Source organism: Parasphingorhabdus sp. NYA22 (assembly GCF_976973735.1).
On record NZ_OZ333477.1, the window covers coordinates 141,247 to 156,597 of the forward strand.

The window sequence follows — 15,351 nt, forward strand, 5'->3', positions numbered from 1 at the left end:
GCCCTGACCGTCGGGATACACGGAAGGGGGCCAGAGCGTAACTTCCGGCCAACGCAGCTTCATTTCCTGTTGCAACATCGCTCGCCACCAAGCAGAAGTGTCCAGAATTGACAGGAGAAACCGGATGATACGCACGCTCAGCCTGATGATATCAACTCTGGCAATGGCAGTGCTGCCCGGATCGGCCAGCGCGCAGGACCAGATCATTCGCGTCGGCAATTTGCTGACCGACGCTGCTTCATCACCGAGCGGGCCCGCGACCATAATTGTCCGCGATGGCAAGATTGCCGAAATCCACCGCGGAACGCCTCCTGCGGCCAGCGCTGTAACACAAGTCATCGACCTTTCCGACAAGACCGTGATGCCCGGCATGATCGATCTTCACGTCCATCTCACCGGTGATCCGGGTGGCGATTTCTGGAAAGAAACGACCGAGCCGGCCGAATGGGGCGTGGTTGTCGGTGCCAAAAATGCTCTGATCACGGCGAAAGCCGGTTTCACCACCGTGCGCGAAGCGGGCTCTTCGCAATATAGCGCCTTCTCGCTGCGCCGCGGCACCGCCGAGGGCATCATAGCCGGCCCGCGGATCATCGCCGCCGGCCCCCCACTGGCGATCGTCGGTGGCCATGGCGATGTGTCGGGCTTTACCGAGGATGTGAACGACCTGCTGACCAGCGGCTATAGCTGCACCGGCGCGGTCGAATGCGCAGCCAAGGTCCGCAAGGCTTCGCGGGCCGGCTCCGATATTATCAAGATCACCGCCACCGGCGGCGTATTGTCGCAGCAGGGACGCGGGCTGGATGCGCAATTTACCAGCGAGGAAATGCAGTCCATCGCCGACACCGCCCATTCGCTCGGCCTGAAAGTCATGGCCCATGCCCATGGCGCGCGCGGCATCGAGGCAGCGGCGCGAGCCGGCATCGACACCATCGACCATGGTACCTTTGCCGACGAGGCCGCACTCAAGGCGATGAAGGCCAATGGCAGCGTGCTGGTGCCGACGCTGATGGCGTTCAAGGGCGTCAGCGAACGGCTCGGCAAGGGCATTTATACGCCGGTGGTCGAGGAGAAGATCCGCATGACCATGGGCCGAGTCGGCAAGGCAGTGACTCTGGCGAAGAAACTGGGCGTCCCGATCGGCTTTGGCACCGATGCCGGCGTCTATAATCATGGCCGCAATGCCGAGGAACTGCAGCTGATGGTCGACGCCGGCCTGACACCGCGCGAAGCCGTCGCCACTGCCACCACGATCGCCGCGAAAACGCTGAATATGGAAAATGAGATCGGCCGGATCGCGGTCGGCTATTCCGCCGACCTGATAGCCTTCGACGGCAATCCGCTGGACGATGTCCGCGCGCTGGAAAAGGTTGACTGGGTGATGGTCCGCGGCCGCGTCATCGACTAGGCTGCGACCATGGCCAGGGTCTTTTCAAAAAAGCAGACAGAAACATATGCCAGCCCGCGGCGGATGGCCGAGGTCGGCCGGCGCGTCACCGACACGTTGAATGCCCATCCTCGGGTGCAGTGGCTGGAAAGCCCGCATGTACAGCTCTACGTGCACCAGAATTTTCTCAGCGACGCCGACTGCGACCTGCTGATCGGGATGATCGACAGCGACAGCCAGCCTTCGACGCTCTACAAGGGCACCGAGCGCGAGGGCTATCGCACCAGCTACAGCTGCAATGTCAATCCCGCCGACCCCGATATCCGGCGCATCGACAAGTCGATCTGCGACCTGATGGGTCTGCCGCAAACGCATAGCGAGATCCTCCAGGGCCAGCGCTACCAGCCGGGCCAGCAGTTCAAGGATCATCACGACTATTTCCACCAGAGCGAGTCCTATTGGCAATATGAAGGCCCCAATGGCGGCCAGCGCAGCTGGACCGCAATGGCCTATCTCAACGAGCCGGAAAAGGGTGGAGCGACCGCTTTCCCGCAGCTTGAATATGAGGTCGAGCCGCGCCGCGGCATGCTGCTGATCTGGAACAATATGAAGCTCGACGGGACGCCCAATATCAACACGCTGCACGCCGGAACGCCGGTCGAGGAGGGCACCAAATATATCATCACCAAATGGTTCCGGCTCAACCAGTGGCGCAAGGCCTGACCTTGGGAAGGGCTTGTTCTCCGATCAACCGCCGACCGGTTTCGACCAACGACATCCAGGATCAAGCGAAGTCGTTGCGGGTGATACTTTAGCGTGTTAGCTGGCCATAACAGTTTTTGAATAGGAACATGAAATGATCAAGAAATCGCTCGCCCTTCTTCTCGGCACCAGCCTGCTCGCGACCGGCAGCCTCGCGATCGCCCAGCCGCTTGCCGCGACCAGCGCAGCAGCAATGGAGCATCACGAAGAAGCAAAGATGACCGAGGGCCAGAAGATGAAGGCCCTGTTCGCCAAGAGCGACGCGGAAAGCCTGAAGCGCAATCCGATCGGCGCGCTGTTCCGCGGTGATGAAAGTTATGCCGACCAGCTTGGCGATTATATCAGCGACGAATATTTCGCGAAAGAGAAAGCAGCCGAGGCGGCCGAACTGGCGGCCCTGATGAAACTGGACCGCAGCAAGCTGAGCGCCACCGATAAAATCGCCTATGACGTGTTCAAGCGCGACAAGGAGCAGGCGCTCAAGGGCTATTCCGATGAAATCATGGCCCTGACCGTGGTTCGCCCGGTCAATCATTTCAGCGGCTTCCACACATTCTATCCCGACTTTGCTTCCGGCAAGGGCGCGGCGCCGTTCAAGACGGTCAAAAACTACGAAGACAATCTGAAACGCCACAAGCAGTTCATCATCATCGGCGACCGCTCGATCGGCCGTTTCCGCGAAGGCATGGAAAGCGGTGTGGTCGAAACCAAGCTGACCATCACCAATGTGATCGAACAGCTTGCCACCCAGATCGGTCTGGGCCTCGAAGACAGCCCGTTCATGGCACCAACCAGGAATTTTCCTGATGATTTCAGCGACGCCGACAAAAAGCGGCTGACCAAGGAATATGCCGCGGCCACCAACGATATTTTCGCAAGCTATCAGCGCATGCATGATTTCCTGAAGAATGAATATCTACCCGTTGCCCGCAACGAAGTCGGCCTGTCACAGATGAAGGGCGGCGCGCTTCTTTATGAAAACATGATCGAAAACACCACAACCCTGCCGCTCAAGGCCGATTATATCCACAATCTCGGCCTCAGCGAAGTCACGCGGATCAAGACCGAAATGGAAGCGATCAAGGCCGAGGTCGGCTTTGACGGTACGCTCTCCGAATTTTTCGAATTCCTGCGCACCGACGATCAATTCCACCCGGAAAGCCGCGAAGCGCTGACCCAGGCCTATTATGACATGGGCAAGAAGGTCGACGCGAAAATCGGCGAACAGTTCAAGGTCCTGCCGAAATCACCGCTGGAAATTCGCCCCTATGACGAATCGGTGGAGAAATTCCAGGCCGGCGGTTCCTACCAGAGCGGCACGCCCGACGGCTCCCGTCCCGGTGTCTTCTATTTTAACGCCTATGACCTGCCGTCGCGCAACACCTCGGGCATCACCACGCTCTATCTGCACGAAGGCGCGCCAGGCCATCACTTCCAGATTTCGCTGGCCCAGGAGAATACCGAGCTGCCGAACTTCATGCGCTTTGGCGGCAACACCGCCTTCGTCGAAGGCTGGGCGCTCTATTCCGAGAAGCTCGGCTTCCCGATGGGTCTGTATAATGATCCCTATCAGCGCTTCGGCCATCTCGACGACGAGATGCTCCGCGCGATGCGTCTGGTCGTCGACACCGGTCTGCACAGCAAGGGCTGGAGCCGCGAAAAGGCGATCAAATATATGCTCGACAACAGCAGCATGGGCGAAACCGACGCCACTGCCGAAGTCGAACGCTATATCGCGATTCCCTCGCAAGCCTTGGCCTACAAGATCGGCGCGCTGACCATCCAGCGTCTGAAGAAAGAAGCCCAGGACGCGCTCGGCGACAAGTTCGACCCGCGCGAATTCCACGATCAGGTGCTCAACACCGGCGCACTGCCGATGACCGTGCTGGAAAGCAAAATCCGCGACTGGATCAAGTCACAGGCGTAGGTTTTTGCTGCACCTTCCCCCGTGCGGGAGAAGGACGCGCAGACTTGGCAGCGTGCTGCTTAGTCGCAGCTGGATGAGGGTGTGCGATCTTAGTGTTGCGTGCTCCATTAACGACAGAACCCCCTCATCCAACTTTGCCTAATCGCTAAAACGATAAGGCGTCGTATCCTTCTCCCGCACGGGAGAAGGGGACTGCTTTCCGTCATAGCGAGCGATGCCGTCGCACCACACCACCCCAACCCCTCCTCTAAAGAGGAGGGGTTAGATAAAATTCCCTGTCCTACATCACGATATTTGTGATAATCACCCCTCTATGGACAACCCCGAATCTCCCGACAAAACCCTCGATTTTCGGCGCCTTTCGCGCCCAAATCTTTTTCTCCTTTAGGGGGTGTGACCCGTGTGACCCTGATCTTCTGTACAGCGGATGTTTTATGACAGACAATCTCGCCACTGCCGCCCGTGATATTCTCGCCAGGCTCATCGCTTTCGACACCACGTCGCGGAACAGCAATTTGCAGCTGATCGCGTGGGTCGAGGATTATCTGGATCAGCACGGCGTCTCATCAACCCGCGTTGTCAATGAAGATGCCTCCAAGGCCAATCTCTATGCGAGCGTTGGGCCAGCGGTCGAAGGCGGGATCATTCTCTCCGGACATAGCGATGTCGTGCCGGTCGACGGGCAGGACTGGCAAAGCAATCCGTGGACGGTGACCGAACGGGACGGTCTGCTCCACGGGCGCGGGACCTGCGACATGAAGGGTTTTATCGCGCTGGCACTGGCCGCTGTGCCCCTGTTCAAAACGGGTGCGAAGCCGGTGCATCTGGCCTTCAGCTATGACGAGGAAATCGGCTGCCTCGGTGCGCCGGCGATGATCGAGGAAATGGCGGCAAAACTGCCGAAACCGGCGCTGGCGATTATCGGCGAGCCGACGATGATGAAGGTTATTACCGGACACAAGGGCATCACGGTGCACGAGGTCGAAGTGCTGGGTCACGAAGCGCACTCCAGCCTCACGCATCTCGGCCTGTCCGCCAATATGGTCGCGGTCGAGCTGATGCACGATCTGGCCGAACTGGCGCGCGGGCTCTGGGAGAATGCGGACCCTGCCTCTCCATTCATCCCGCCGCATGCGACGCTGACCATCGGCAAGATGCAGGGCGGCACTGCGCCCAATATCCTCGCTCGGCGCGCGCACTTTGTCTTCGACCTGCGCTGCCCGCCGAGTGTCGATCCGGAGGCCATACTCGCACCGTTCAAGGCCAAGGTCGCTGCGCTCGATGGTGAAATGCGCGGAGCCTTTCCCGAAGCGGGCGTCACCGTCACCCGTCTGTCCAACGCGCCACCGATGACACCGGCCGGTTCGGCGGAAGCCGAAGCCTTTGTCCGCCGCCTGACCGGCGACAATGGTCCGTCCGGCGTGGTCTCTTATGCCGCCGAGGCCGGACAATTCCAGCAGGCCGGCTTTGCCACCGTGATCTGCGGTCCCGGTTCGATCGAACAGGCGCACCAGCCGAACGAATATTTGGCGGTCGAGCAGTTTGAACGGGGCGCGGATTTCATGGAGAGGTTGGCCGAGGCACTGGCCTGATAGAGCAACAAATCCTCCCCGCTTACGGGAAGGTGGCAGCCGGAACAGCTGACGGAGGGGTTCTGGCCGAGGCGCTGCGTTCAGACGGGAGCCCCCTCCATCACGCTGCGCATGGCCCCCCTCCCCGTGCCGGAGAGGATTTCCACCAGGAAAAGCCTGTCCTGCTGCGTGCACTCGCCCTTCGACAGGCTCAGTACGAACGGGAATGCCGCCACGCCGGGATAACGCTACGGCATCGCCAACATTTGTAAAATCCGCAGAAAACAGCTATATTGGGGGAAAGAAGGATCGTATCATGCCCGCAGTAAAGGCTGCCAAACCCAATGAGATTTTCGCTCGCGACGAGTGGAAGGCGCTGACCAGCGTTTCGCGTTGGCACGGCCTTTGGCTAACTCTCCATGCCTGGCTGATGGTGGCGCTGGTCACCGGCGGCACAGCTTTATTGTGGCAATGGCACTGGCTCGCCGGTCTGATTGCGACCCCCTTCGCCATCTTGCTGGTCGGCGGGAGGCAATTGGGCCTGTCGATCCTAATGCACGAAGGCGCCCACGGTCTGCTCCACCCGAAGCGCAAGATCAACAATTTCGCCGGCCAGTGGCTGACCGGCTCGGCGACCGGCAGCGATCTGCACAGCTATCGCGCCTATCATCTGACCCATCACCGCTACACCCAGCAGAGCGAAGACCCCGATCTCGGCCTGTCAGCGGCTTTCCCGACCACACCGGCCAGCATGAAACGCAAGGTCATCCGCGACCTGACCGGACAGACCTTCTTCAAGCAGCGCAGCAACCAGTTCGCGGTGGCCTGGAAAGGCCTGAAGGCCATGCTGTCAGGTGCAAGCGACACCACCCCATCGGCCAAGCGCGACACATCGGCGGGCACCCCGCTTAACCGCAATGGCGCTGCCGGCGTGGCCGCTCCGGTGGTTGATCTCGAAGGCGCGAAACGAACAACACGGACCGTCGGACGCTTCCTGCTGATCCAGCTTGTCGTGCTGCTGGTCAGCCTAGCGACACTGGGCATCATTCCCTTCCTGATCTGGCTGGTCGCGCTGGCGACCACGTTCCAGCTGATCCTGCGCATCCGCAATATCGCCGAACATGCCTGCACCACCACTGGCGGCGACGATCCCTTCAGCCACGCGCGGACAACCATGGCCAATATGCTGATGCGGATGACGCTGGCGCCTTACTGGGTCAATTATCATAGCGAGCATCATCTGTTCATGGGTGTGCCCTGCTATAATCTGTCCAAGGCGCATGATCTGCTGATCGCCAAGGGCTATGGTCCGCGGATGACGATTGCGAACAGCTATGGCGAAGTGTTGCGGACTGTGACGCGGCCGGTTCCGGCCTAGGCCTGTCCATCCCGCTTTTGCGGCGTTGTGAAAACGCACTGATGGGGTAAACAGGATAGTGGTCTCAAATTATATCATTGCGCTGGCTTTCATTCTGGGATTCGCCCTTGGCCGGGCAGCGACCTGCACGGTCGCGGCAACCGGTCGCTGGATTAACCAGGGCAAGACGGATTGGCTGTTTGGTCTTCTCGTCAGCGGCGATCGTACTGATCGTGCTGGTGGAATGGACCGGCCAGGCCCATTTGCCACTCGACATTCCGCTAAGCGGCAAAATATTTGTCGGTGCGGCGCTGATGGGCTTGGGTGCTATCATCAATCGCGGCTGCTTTGTCGGAAGCGTCGGCCAGATCGGGACCGGCAAGTTCGGCTATATACTGACCTTCGTCGGATTGTGTCTCGCCTTGTCGCTGGCGGGAAAGTTCAGTCTCGAACTGCTTGGCCCGACGGAGTTTCTACCACGCACAACGATCGAGGAGAGCCGGGCCAAACAAATTGCATTGGCGATTTTCGCTATGATAGCGATGGTCAGTCTGTGGCTGGTGCTGGTCAGAAGGAACAAAGCCTTTTTGGCGCTTATCGTCATCGGTATCTGCGCAGCAACCATCTATGGCACCCGTCCCGAATGGGCTTACACCGCCCTGCTCAACGGTTTCCTGCAAGGCCAGGGCCTCTCGGCCGGCAAGACCGTCGAGCTAGCCGTTATCGCGCTCTTCGCCGGCGCGATTCTCTCGAACTGGCTCAAGGACCGTTTCAAACCGGAATGGGGCGGCTGGAAACTGGCATTGGCTAATCTGGCTGGCGGCTTCCTGATGGGCATTGGTGCCAGTGCAGTGCCGGGTGGAAACGATGTCCTGCTGATGTGGACGATCCCCGGCCTGACCTTATACGGGCTAGTCGCCTATCTGACGATGATTGCAACGATCGCGGTCGTGATGCTGATCGGGAGAATGTTCAACCGCCCGATTTCACCGCCGCCTTGATCTCGTTGAGATCGGATTGAAGGCTGGTGATCTTCTCCAGCATCAGCAGGTCGACTTTCTCGTGCAGGCGGATGATGTCCAGTTCAGCGCGCAGATTGACTTCATAATCATGCGCAGCTGCGATCCGGTCTTTGTTGGAGGCCCGGTTCTGACTCATCATGATGATCGGCGCCTGAATCGCGGCCAGCGTCGACAGCATCAGATTGAGGAAGATGAAGGGATAGGGATCGAAGGCCGCATCGAAACGGCCCAATATCTTCGAATTCAACAGCATCCAACCGAACAACACAATGGCAAAGGCGATGATGAAACCCCAGGAACCGCCAACGGCAGCAACACGATCCGACAGACGTTCACCGAAGCTGGTCTGCTCGTCCGCCAATATGCCGGCATCGTCGGCGACAATCTCGCGTGACACAATCGCTTCCAGCACGCCCCGTTCTTCCGGGGATAGTTCCGCCAGCGGCTTATTGAGCAATTGCTCGCTGAGTTGTTCGACCGTACGCTTTGCCATCTCAAACTCCCCGTTGCCGTAACTAAATGCCGAAAATGATCCTATTCACTGACGAACCTGTGCGCAGAGCGATCCTTGTGCGTTTTTGCCGGATCGAAAACCTCGCCGTTCATCGCGATATAGACGCCGTGGGGCAAGGTCTGGGTCGCGGCGAGGGCAAAGCCGACGTTGAACTGGGCATCGCTGATCCGAAGCGACGCCGGTTGCATCGCGCCGGTCAGCACTATCGTCTTGCCGGCAATATCGGAAAGCACGCGCGCCGTTTCGACCATCGTATCGGTACCATGAGTCACGAGTATCTTGTCGGCATCGCTGGCCGCAACCGCGTCATGGATCGCCGCCCGGTCTGCATCAGTCAGCTCGAGGCTGTCCTTGCGCATCAGCTGAGTCACCCGGTGCGCGACAAAGACGTTATTCTCCTGCAGCATATCGGGCAGCGCTGTCGCGCCAATCTGATATTCGGACAGCGCATCGAAATAGACCTTGTCGATCGTGCCGCCAGTGGTGAAAATGTCGATCATTACAAAGCCAGCGCCTGACCAATCAGCTTGCGGGTATTCTCCACGCCATAAAGGGCTATGAAGCTACCCATGCGCGGGCCCTGCGAAGAACCGAGCAACGTCTCGTACAGAGCCTTGAACCAGTCGCGGAGATTTTCAAACCCGCCTTCTTTGCCGATGGTATAGATGATCGTCTGGATATCCTCAGCCGCCGCATCGTCGGGCAATGCGCCCAGTTCACTGTCAAGTCGTTCCAGCGCCGCCACTTCGACGCCTTCCGGTTTGCGTCGCTGCAAAGTCGGAGCGATGAAATCCTTGTGATAAGCCATCGCGTTGCCGATCAATTCGTCGAGATCCGGATATTTCTCCGATGTCGCGTCCGGCGCATATTGCCGCAAATAGCCCCAGATCTGTTCGCGATCCGCATCGCCCATCACACCAACAAGGTTGAGCAGCAGCCCGAAAGTAACCGGGATCGTGTCCGTCGGCACATCGCCATTGTGGACATGATGGACCGCGTTGCCGAGCCGCTTTTCCGGTGTCTGCTCATGCCATAAGGCGCGAGACTGGAAATATTCGTCGACCGCCTTGGGAATGACGCCCATATGCAACTGCTTGGCTGATTTCGGTTCGCGGAAGATATAAAAGGCCAGGCTGTTCTCGGAGCCATAGCGCAGCCAGTCGTCGAGGCTGAGGCCATTGCCCTTCGACTTGGAAATCTTCTCGCCCTTTTCGTCGAGGAACATTTCGTAGATCAGCCCCTCGGGCTTGCGCGCCCCCAGCACCTTGGCGATCTTGCCCGACTGCACGCCGCTGTCGGTGAGATCCTTGCCGTACATTTCATAGTCGACACCGAGCGCAGTCCAGCGCATCGCCCAGTCGACTTTCCACTGCAGTTTGGCGCCGCCGGAGAGGATATTATGCTCGATCATCTCGCCATCGTCTTCAAAGCGGACGGTCCCGGCTTCGGCATCAACGATCTCGACAGGCACCTGCAACACGTGACCGGTTTTCGGACTGATCGGCAATATAGGCGAATAAGTCGCCTGCCGCTCCTTGCCCAGGGTCGGCAGCATGATGTCCAGTATCTGCTGGTTGCGGGCGAGAACGAGCTTCAGCGTCTCGTCAAACGCACCGCTCTGATATTGCTCGGTCGAGGAGATGAATTCGTAATCAAAGCCGAATTGATCGAGAAAATCCCGCAGCATCGCATTATTATGCGCGGCGAAACTCTCGAATTTTTCAAACGGATCCGGGACTTGCGTCAGCGGCTTGTGCAGATGTTCGGCCAGCATATCCTGATTGGGGACATTGGTCGGCACCTTGCGAAAACCGTCCATATCGTCACTGAAAGCGATCAGTCGGGTCGGATTGCCGGTCAGCGTTTCATAGGCATGGCGGACCATCGTGGTGCGCAACACTTCGTTGAATGTGCCGATGTGCGGCAGGCCCGAGGGACCATAGCCGGTTTCGAACAGCATCGGTTCGCCACCCGGCTTTGGCGCAGGCGCTCCGCGCTCGCCGCGATAGCGTTTGAGCAGCTTGCGGGCTTCCTCGAAAGGCCACGCTTTGGAATTCTCTGCTGCTTCACGATAATCGGTCACAATTTGTCCTTCTCAGTCAATGCTGCGCAAATAGTAGCCTTAGCCTATATGGCAAGGTAGAACGCAACAAAAGCGGGAGATTGAACATGGAAATGCTGATCACGGGGGTTCTGCTGTGGAGCCTGGTACATTTGATGAAGTCGGTGACGCCGGGACTGCGCGCCTCAATCCAGGGTGCTATCGGAGAAGGGCCGCATAAGGGGCTGGTTGCCCTGTTGCTGCTGGTTGCGCTGGCCTTGATGATTTTCGGCTGGCGCTCGACCAACGCAGAATTTGTCTATGACCCGCCAACATGGGGCCGCCACGCGAATATGGCGCTGATGTTCGTGGCGATACTGCTGATCGGCGCGGCGCAAGGCGCGTCACGGATACGGCAATGGATTCGTCATCCGATGCTGACCGGCGTCCTGATCTGGGCGGCCGGTCATCTGCTGGCCAATGGCGACAACAAGTCACTGGTGCTTTTCGGCGGACTCGGCCTGTGGGCGCTGATCTCGATTGTTACCGTCTCTCGCAACGAGGGCGCCTGGGTGAAGCCGGTCAAGATCGCGAGTGCTGGCCGCGAACTGTTGAGCGTAGCGATTGCGGTGATATTATATGCGATTCTGATGTTTCTGCATCCGTGGTTCGCTGGCGTACCGGTCGTCGGCGGCTAAATGGTCGCGCCACTCCCCTATCCCGCGCTGCATGCCAGCCATAGCGGCATCTGGATTTGCTCGGTCGACGGCGAAACCCGTGCGATTGGCAAGGGCGAAGCGATTGGCCGGGTCGCGGAAACGCCGCATATCCTGCTCAACGCTCCGCTTTTGGGACAAAGGCTCGGCTATCCCGATCTGTCCGGCCTCGATCTGCTGGAGTTGTTCGCCTTCATCCATCCGGCGCAGTTCATCGTCCCGACGCCGGCTGGCCTTGCCAAAACACTCGGCCTGACCCCGCCGGATCAGGAGGCCGATATAGCCGCTCTCTACCGGCAAGCAGCGACTCTGTTGCTGGAAGGATTGAAAGCACCTTATTGGAAAGAACGCGAGGGCGCATGGAGCAGCGCGCAGGCTCTCTACCGGCTGCGCTGGCCCTGGGCCCAGGAAGTGGGGAAACAGCTTGAAAAACCCGCGCAGGCTGAACGCTGGCTATTCTCCAAACTGGACGAATGGGAGGAAGAGGCGCCGCGCCCTGCTCCCAGATCAATCACCGTGGACAAGCAGGAGACGCTGGCCACACTCGACGCTCTGACCGGCGAAGGTTCGGAAGAACGTCAGGGCCAGAAAAACTATGCTGCCGCGGTGACCCAGATTTTCAATCCGCGCAAAATCAAGGGCGCACCCAATATGCTGCTGGCGGAAGCCGGCACCGGGATTGGCAAGACACTCGGCTATCTGGCGCCCGCATCTCTGTGGTCGCGGCAAGCCGGCGGTGCGGTGTGGATTTCAACCTTCACCAAGGCGCTGCAGCGCCAGCTCGACCGGGAAACTCGCCGTATCTATCCGGACGAAGAAACATTCCGCAAGAAAGTCGTCGTCCGCAAGGGACGGGAAAATTATCTCTGCCTGCTCAATCTCGAAGACGCACTGCAGGGCGGTTTTGCGGGAAGAGCGGCGATCCTTGCCCATCTGGTCGCGCGTTGGGCGGCCTATAGCAAGGATGGCGATATGGTCGGCGGCGATCTGCCCGGATGGCTGACCACCCTGTTCCGCCGCAATGGCGCCACGGCGCTGACCGACCGGCGCGGTGAATGCGTCTATGCCGGCTGCCCGCATTATCGCAAATGCTTCATCGAGAAAGCCGCGCGCGCCAGCCAGCAGGCCGATATCGTCATCGCCAATCACGCGCTGGTGATGGTCAACGCTGCCCGCGGACGCGAACAACAGAACCCGCCGACGAGGCTGATCTTTGACGAAGGCCATCATCTGTTCGATGCCGCCGATTCGATGTTTGCCGCGCGACTGTCGGGGCAGGAAACGATCGAGATAAGACGCTGGGTGATCGGACCGGAAACGAAAAACCGGGGCCGCCGTCGCGGACTCGCCGCGCGCCTCGCCGATCTCGCATCCTATGACGAAGAAGGCGGCCGCGCGATTGAAAGCGCCCGCCATGCCGCCGAAGCGCTGCCCGGCGATGGCTGGCTCCAGCGGATCGGCGAAGGCGAACCCTCTGGCCCGATCGAGGCGTTGCTCCACGAAGTGCGCGCGATGGTTTTCGCGCGCGATGAAAGCCAGAGCGCCGATGCCGGCTATGGGCTGGAAACCGAACTGACCGATGTCGAAGGGCCGATGATCGATGCCGTCGCCAATGCCGCAACCGCGATGGATGCCCTGCTGAAACCTCTGGTGCGACTGGGCCAGCGGATCGAGCATCTGATCGAGGAAGGTCCCGACTGGATGGACGCGCCAGCGCGGGCACGGATGGAAGGCGCCTTGTCGAGCCTGGGCTGGCGCCGCGATACCTTGTCGGGCTGGCTTTCTTTACTGTCGCGAATTGGTGGTCCGGCCGATCCCGATTTCGTCGACTGGCTGATGATTGACCGCTATGAAGGCCGGGAATATGATGTCGGCATCTGCCGGCACTGGCTCGATCCGACCATCCCGGTCACCGAAGTCGTGACCAAACCGGCCCATGGCGTGATGATTACCTCCGCGACATTGAAAGGTGGCGGTGGCTGGGAGACCGCGCGGGCACGCAGCGGCGCGGTACATCTTGCCCATGCTCCCCAGGAATTCGAAGTCGCCAGTCCGTTTGATTATCCCAACCAGGCCAAGGTCATCATCGTCACCGACGTGAAGCGCGGCGATATGGCGGGGCTGGCCGGTGCCTATGCCCAGTTGATCGAAGCATCGGGCGGCGGCACGCTCGGCCTGTTTACCGCGATCAGGCGTCTGCGCACGGTCTATGCCCGCATCGCCGACCGGATGGCGCAAAGCGGATTGCCGATCTACGCCCAGCATGTCGACCCGATCGATACCGGCACTTTGGTCGATATTTTTCGCGACGACCCCAAAGCCAGCCTGCTCGGCACCGATGCCCTGCGCGACGGGGTCGATGTGCCTGGCCAGAGTCTGCGGCTGGTGGTGATGGAGTCGGTGCCCTGGCCGCGCCCGAATATTCTTCATCGCGCCCGGCGGCTGGCCGGTGGCGGCACCGCCTATGACGACCGGATCATTCGCGCACGACTGGCACAGGCCTTTGGCCGGATTATCCGCCGCGCTGATGACCACGGTCATTTTGTCATCCTGTCCTCCGCTTTCCCCTCGCGCCTGCTCAGCGCCTTTCCCGAAGGAACGCCGGTCGAACGCATGCCGCTGGAACAGGCGCTGGCCGCGATCCGCAAGGCAAAATCGGAAATGCCGCAATCCGGTCTTCCAACTGAAACAAGTTTGATGCATGACAATCGGCAATGAAAAAACTCACACTCCTGCGCCATGCCAAATCCAGCTGGGACGATCCGGTTGACCGCGATTTCGACCGCCCGCTCAACAAGAAGGGTAAACGCGCTGCTGCGGTGATGGGCCGTTTCATCCAGCGCAACGGACTGACCTTCGATCAGATTCTCGCCTCGCCCGCCGTGCGGGTGATCGAGACACTGGAAAATGTCGAGGAAGCCAGTGGTCAGGCAATGGAGCCGACATGGGATCGCAAAATCTATCTCGCCTCTTCCGCCACTCTGCTCGATGTATTGCGCGGCGCCAGTGCCGATGCAGACCATGTCCTGATGGTCGGTCACAATCCGGGACTGGAAGACCTGATTTTCGATCTGGTCCCCGATGACGGAACCTCGCCGGCCCGCGACGAGGTGGAAACAAAATATCCGACGGCCACACTGGCCGAAATGACGCTCGCCATCGATAGCTGGGCCGACATTACCGAAAAATGCGGCACGCTCGACCGGTTCACCCGGCCGCGAGACCTCGATCCGGAACTGGGACCAAATTACGACTAAGCGCGGTTTTCAGGGCCCACCAAAGGACTAAGCTTGGTTAAGCGCGTGCGACATCTGGTTGCGGATCGATTTCAGTTCCGCCAGAATCAGGCCGTTATCTTCATGCGTATTTATCGCCAGCGGCAGTACAGCGGCGGCCATTTGCGGCGCATCCTCGAACATTTCAGGCCCCCTGCGCCGCGAGGTCAGAAATTTGCGGGCGCCCTTGATTGTATAGCCTTCTTCGTTGAGCAGACGGTTGATCGTTTTGACAATCTCGACATCTTCGGGGCGATAATGGCGCCGCGAACCAGCCCGCTTAAGAGGGGTCAGTATCGCAAACTGGTCTTCCCAGTAGCGCAATATATGGGGCTTGATGCCCAGTTCTTTGGACAGTTCACCGATCGTGCGGAAAGCGCCTTGTTCCTTGGTCATACTCTACTCCCCCGGTTCGCCGGGTCCATTAACCTGCGGCGATTATCCTGTCACGCATCGTTTGGCTGGCGCGGAAGGTCAAGACCCGGCGCGGCGCGATCGGCACTTCGACGCCCGTCTTGGGATTGCGACCGGTGCGCTCTCCCTTGTCGCGCAATACGAAGGTTCCGAACCCCGAAATCTTGACATTCTCGCCATCGACCAGCGCCTCGATCATATGGTCCAATATCGACTCCACCATGACTGCGCTATCGGCACGAGAGAGGCCAACCTGCCGATTCATGGTATCGGCAAGATCGGCGCGGGTCAGGGTGTTGGTATAGCTCATCACAATAGCTTTCACTAAGAGATTGAAAATTCACCAAAGCTATAAATCAAATAGCCGC

General features: G+C 59.4%; 14 protein-coding genes. 9 read left to right on the plus strand and 5 right to left on the minus strand.

Features of this window, described 5'->3' with window-relative positions; all coding sequences use genetic code 11:
* The first annotated feature begins 124 nt into the window (after positions 1-124).
* The 6 genes from ACWFTY_RS00665 (at position 125) to ACWFTY_RS00690 (ending at position 8,002) form a co-directional block, all read left to right on the plus strand.
* Positions 125-1,405 carry an amidohydrolase family protein gene (locus ACWFTY_RS00665; protein ID WP_447525482.1) on the plus strand — a complete coding sequence of 427 codons (1,281 nt, stop codon included), beginning with the start codon at positions 125-127 and terminating at the stop codon, positions 1,403-1,405.
* A gap of 63 nt (positions 1,406-1,468) precedes the next feature.
* Complete coding sequence (locus ACWFTY_RS00670; RefSeq protein ID WP_447525483.1) at positions 1,469-2,107, plus strand: prolyl hydroxylase family protein; 639 nt, start codon at positions 1,469-1,471, stop codon at positions 2,105-2,107.
* Positions 2,108-2,240: 133 nt separating this feature from the next.
* On the plus strand, positions 2,241-4,073 hold the full coding sequence (locus ACWFTY_RS00675) for a DUF885 domain-containing protein (RefSeq protein ID WP_447525484.1): 1,833 nt from the start codon (positions 2,241-2,243) through the stop codon (positions 4,071-4,073).
* A 434-nt stretch (positions 4,074-4,507) separates the two neighbouring features.
* Positions 4,508-5,665: an acetylornithine deacetylase gene (gene argE / locus ACWFTY_RS00680; RefSeq protein ID WP_447525485.1), complete on the plus strand. Its 1,158-nt coding sequence runs from the start codon at positions 4,508-4,510 to the stop codon at positions 5,663-5,665.
* 295 nt (positions 5,666-5,960) lie between these two features.
* A complete protein-coding gene (locus ACWFTY_RS00685) occupies positions 5,961-7,022 on the plus strand; it encodes a fatty acid desaturase family protein (RefSeq protein WP_447525486.1) in 1,062 nt (353 codons plus the stop codon).
* A gap of 179 nt (positions 7,023-7,201) precedes the next feature.
* Positions 7,202-8,002 carry a YeeE/YedE thiosulfate transporter family protein gene (locus ACWFTY_RS00690; RefSeq protein ID WP_447525487.1) on the plus strand — a complete coding sequence of 267 codons (801 nt, stop codon included), beginning with the start codon at positions 7,202-7,204 and terminating at the stop codon, positions 8,000-8,002.
* Here the strand turns inward: ACWFTY_RS00690 and ACWFTY_RS00695 are convergent.
* Genes ACWFTY_RS00695 through ACWFTY_RS00705 form a run of 3 tightly spaced genes read right to left on the minus strand, consistent with a single transcriptional unit; the run spans position 7,974 to position 10,620 of the window.
* Entirely contained in the window at positions 7,974-8,516 is a 543-nt protein-coding gene (locus ACWFTY_RS00695) for a DUF1003 domain-containing protein (protein WP_447525488.1), read from the minus strand. The two genes, ACWFTY_RS00690 and ACWFTY_RS00695, sit on opposite strands and share 29 nt — an antisense overlap.
* Before the next feature lie 41 nt (positions 8,517-8,557).
* On the minus strand, positions 8,558-9,037 hold the full coding sequence (locus tag ACWFTY_RS00700; protein WP_447525489.1) for an asparaginase domain-containing protein: 480 nt from the start codon (positions 9,035-9,037) through the stop codon (positions 8,558-8,560).
* A complete protein-coding gene (locus ACWFTY_RS00705) occupies positions 9,037-10,620 on the minus strand; it encodes a lysine--tRNA ligase (protein WP_447525490.1) in 1,584 nt (527 codons plus the stop codon). The genes ACWFTY_RS00700 and ACWFTY_RS00705 overlap by 1 nt, the downstream gene beginning before the upstream one ends.
* Before the next feature lie 86 nt (positions 10,621-10,706).
* Between ACWFTY_RS00705 and ACWFTY_RS00710 the strand changes: the two genes are divergently transcribed.
* Genes ACWFTY_RS00710 through ACWFTY_RS00720 form a run of 3 tightly spaced genes read left to right on the plus strand, consistent with a single transcriptional unit; the run spans position 10,707 to position 14,551 of the window.
* Positions 10,707-11,276 (plus strand): NnrU family protein, encoded by a 570-nt coding sequence (locus ACWFTY_RS00710; protein WP_447525491.1) that lies wholly within the window; start codon positions 10,707-10,709, stop codon positions 11,274-11,276.
* Positions 11,277-14,012, plus strand: a complete 2,736-nt coding sequence (locus ACWFTY_RS00715) for an ATP-dependent DNA helicase (protein WP_447525492.1) — start codon at positions 11,277-11,279, stop codon at positions 14,010-14,012.
* Positions 14,009-14,551, plus strand: coding sequence for a SixA phosphatase family protein (locus ACWFTY_RS00720; RefSeq protein ID WP_447525493.1), 543 nt, complete (start codon positions 14,009-14,011; stop codon positions 14,549-14,551). The genes ACWFTY_RS00715 and ACWFTY_RS00720 overlap by 4 nt, the downstream gene beginning before the upstream one ends.
* 27 nt (positions 14,552-14,578) lie before the next feature.
* Here the strand turns inward: ACWFTY_RS00720 and ACWFTY_RS00725 are convergent, their stop codons facing one another.
* Positions 14,579-14,965 (minus strand): MerR family transcriptional regulator, encoded by a 387-nt coding sequence (locus tag ACWFTY_RS00725; protein ID WP_447525494.1) that lies wholly within the window; start codon positions 14,963-14,965, stop codon positions 14,579-14,581.
* Positions 14,966-14,993: 28 nt separating this feature from the next.
* Positions 14,994-15,293: an integration host factor subunit alpha gene (locus ACWFTY_RS00730; protein ID WP_100093482.1), complete on the minus strand. Its 300-nt coding sequence runs from the start codon at positions 15,291-15,293 to the stop codon at positions 14,994-14,996.
* Between the last annotated feature and the right edge of the window lie 58 nt (positions 15,294-15,351).

What these genes read in the sequence shown, in the direction of transcription:
- ACWFTY_RS00715 (WP_447525492.1), top strand. Translation starts at nt 11,277, where the DNA reads ATGGTCGCGCCACTCCCCTATCCCGCGCTGCATGCCAGCCATAGCGGC.
- ACWFTY_RS00720 (WP_447525493.1), top strand. Translation starts at nt 14,009, where the DNA reads ATGAAAAAACTCACACTCCTGCGCCATGCCAAATCCAGCTGGGACGAT.
- argE (WP_447525485.1), top strand. Translation starts at nt 4,508, where the DNA reads ATGACAGACAATCTCGCCACTGCCGCCCGTGATATTCTCGCCAGGCTC.
- ACWFTY_RS00675 (WP_447525484.1), top strand. Translation starts at nt 2,241, where the DNA reads ATGATCAAGAAATCGCTCGCCCTTCTTCTCGGCACCAGCCTGCTCGCG.
- ACWFTY_RS00665 (WP_447525482.1), top strand. Translation starts at nt 125, where the DNA reads ATGATACGCACGCTCAGCCTGATGATATCAACTCTGGCAATGGCAGTG.
- ACWFTY_RS00685 (WP_447525486.1), top strand. Translation starts at nt 5,961, where the DNA reads ATGCCCGCAGTAAAGGCTGCCAAACCCAATGAGATTTTCGCTCGCGAC.
- ACWFTY_RS00695 (WP_447525488.1), bottom strand. Translation starts at nt 8,516, where the DNA reads ATGGCAAAGCGTACGGTCGAACAACTCAGCGAGCAATTGCTCAATAAG.
- ACWFTY_RS00725 (WP_447525494.1), bottom strand. Translation starts at nt 14,965, where the DNA reads ATGACCAAGGAACAAGGCGCTTTCCGCACGATCGGTGAACTGTCCAAA.
- ACWFTY_RS00730 (WP_100093482.1), bottom strand. Translation starts at nt 15,293, where the DNA reads ATGAGCTATACCAACACCCTGACCCGCGCCGATCTTGCCGATACCATG.
- ACWFTY_RS00700 (WP_447525489.1), bottom strand. Translation starts at nt 9,037, where the DNA reads ATGATCGACATTTTCACCACTGGCGGCACGATCGACAAGGTCTATTTC.
- ACWFTY_RS00670 (WP_447525483.1), top strand. Translation starts at nt 1,469, where the DNA reads ATGGCCGAGGTCGGCCGGCGCGTCACCGACACGTTGAATGCCCATCCT.
- ACWFTY_RS00710 (WP_447525491.1), top strand. Translation starts at nt 10,707, where the DNA reads ATGGAAATGCTGATCACGGGGGTTCTGCTGTGGAGCCTGGTACATTTG.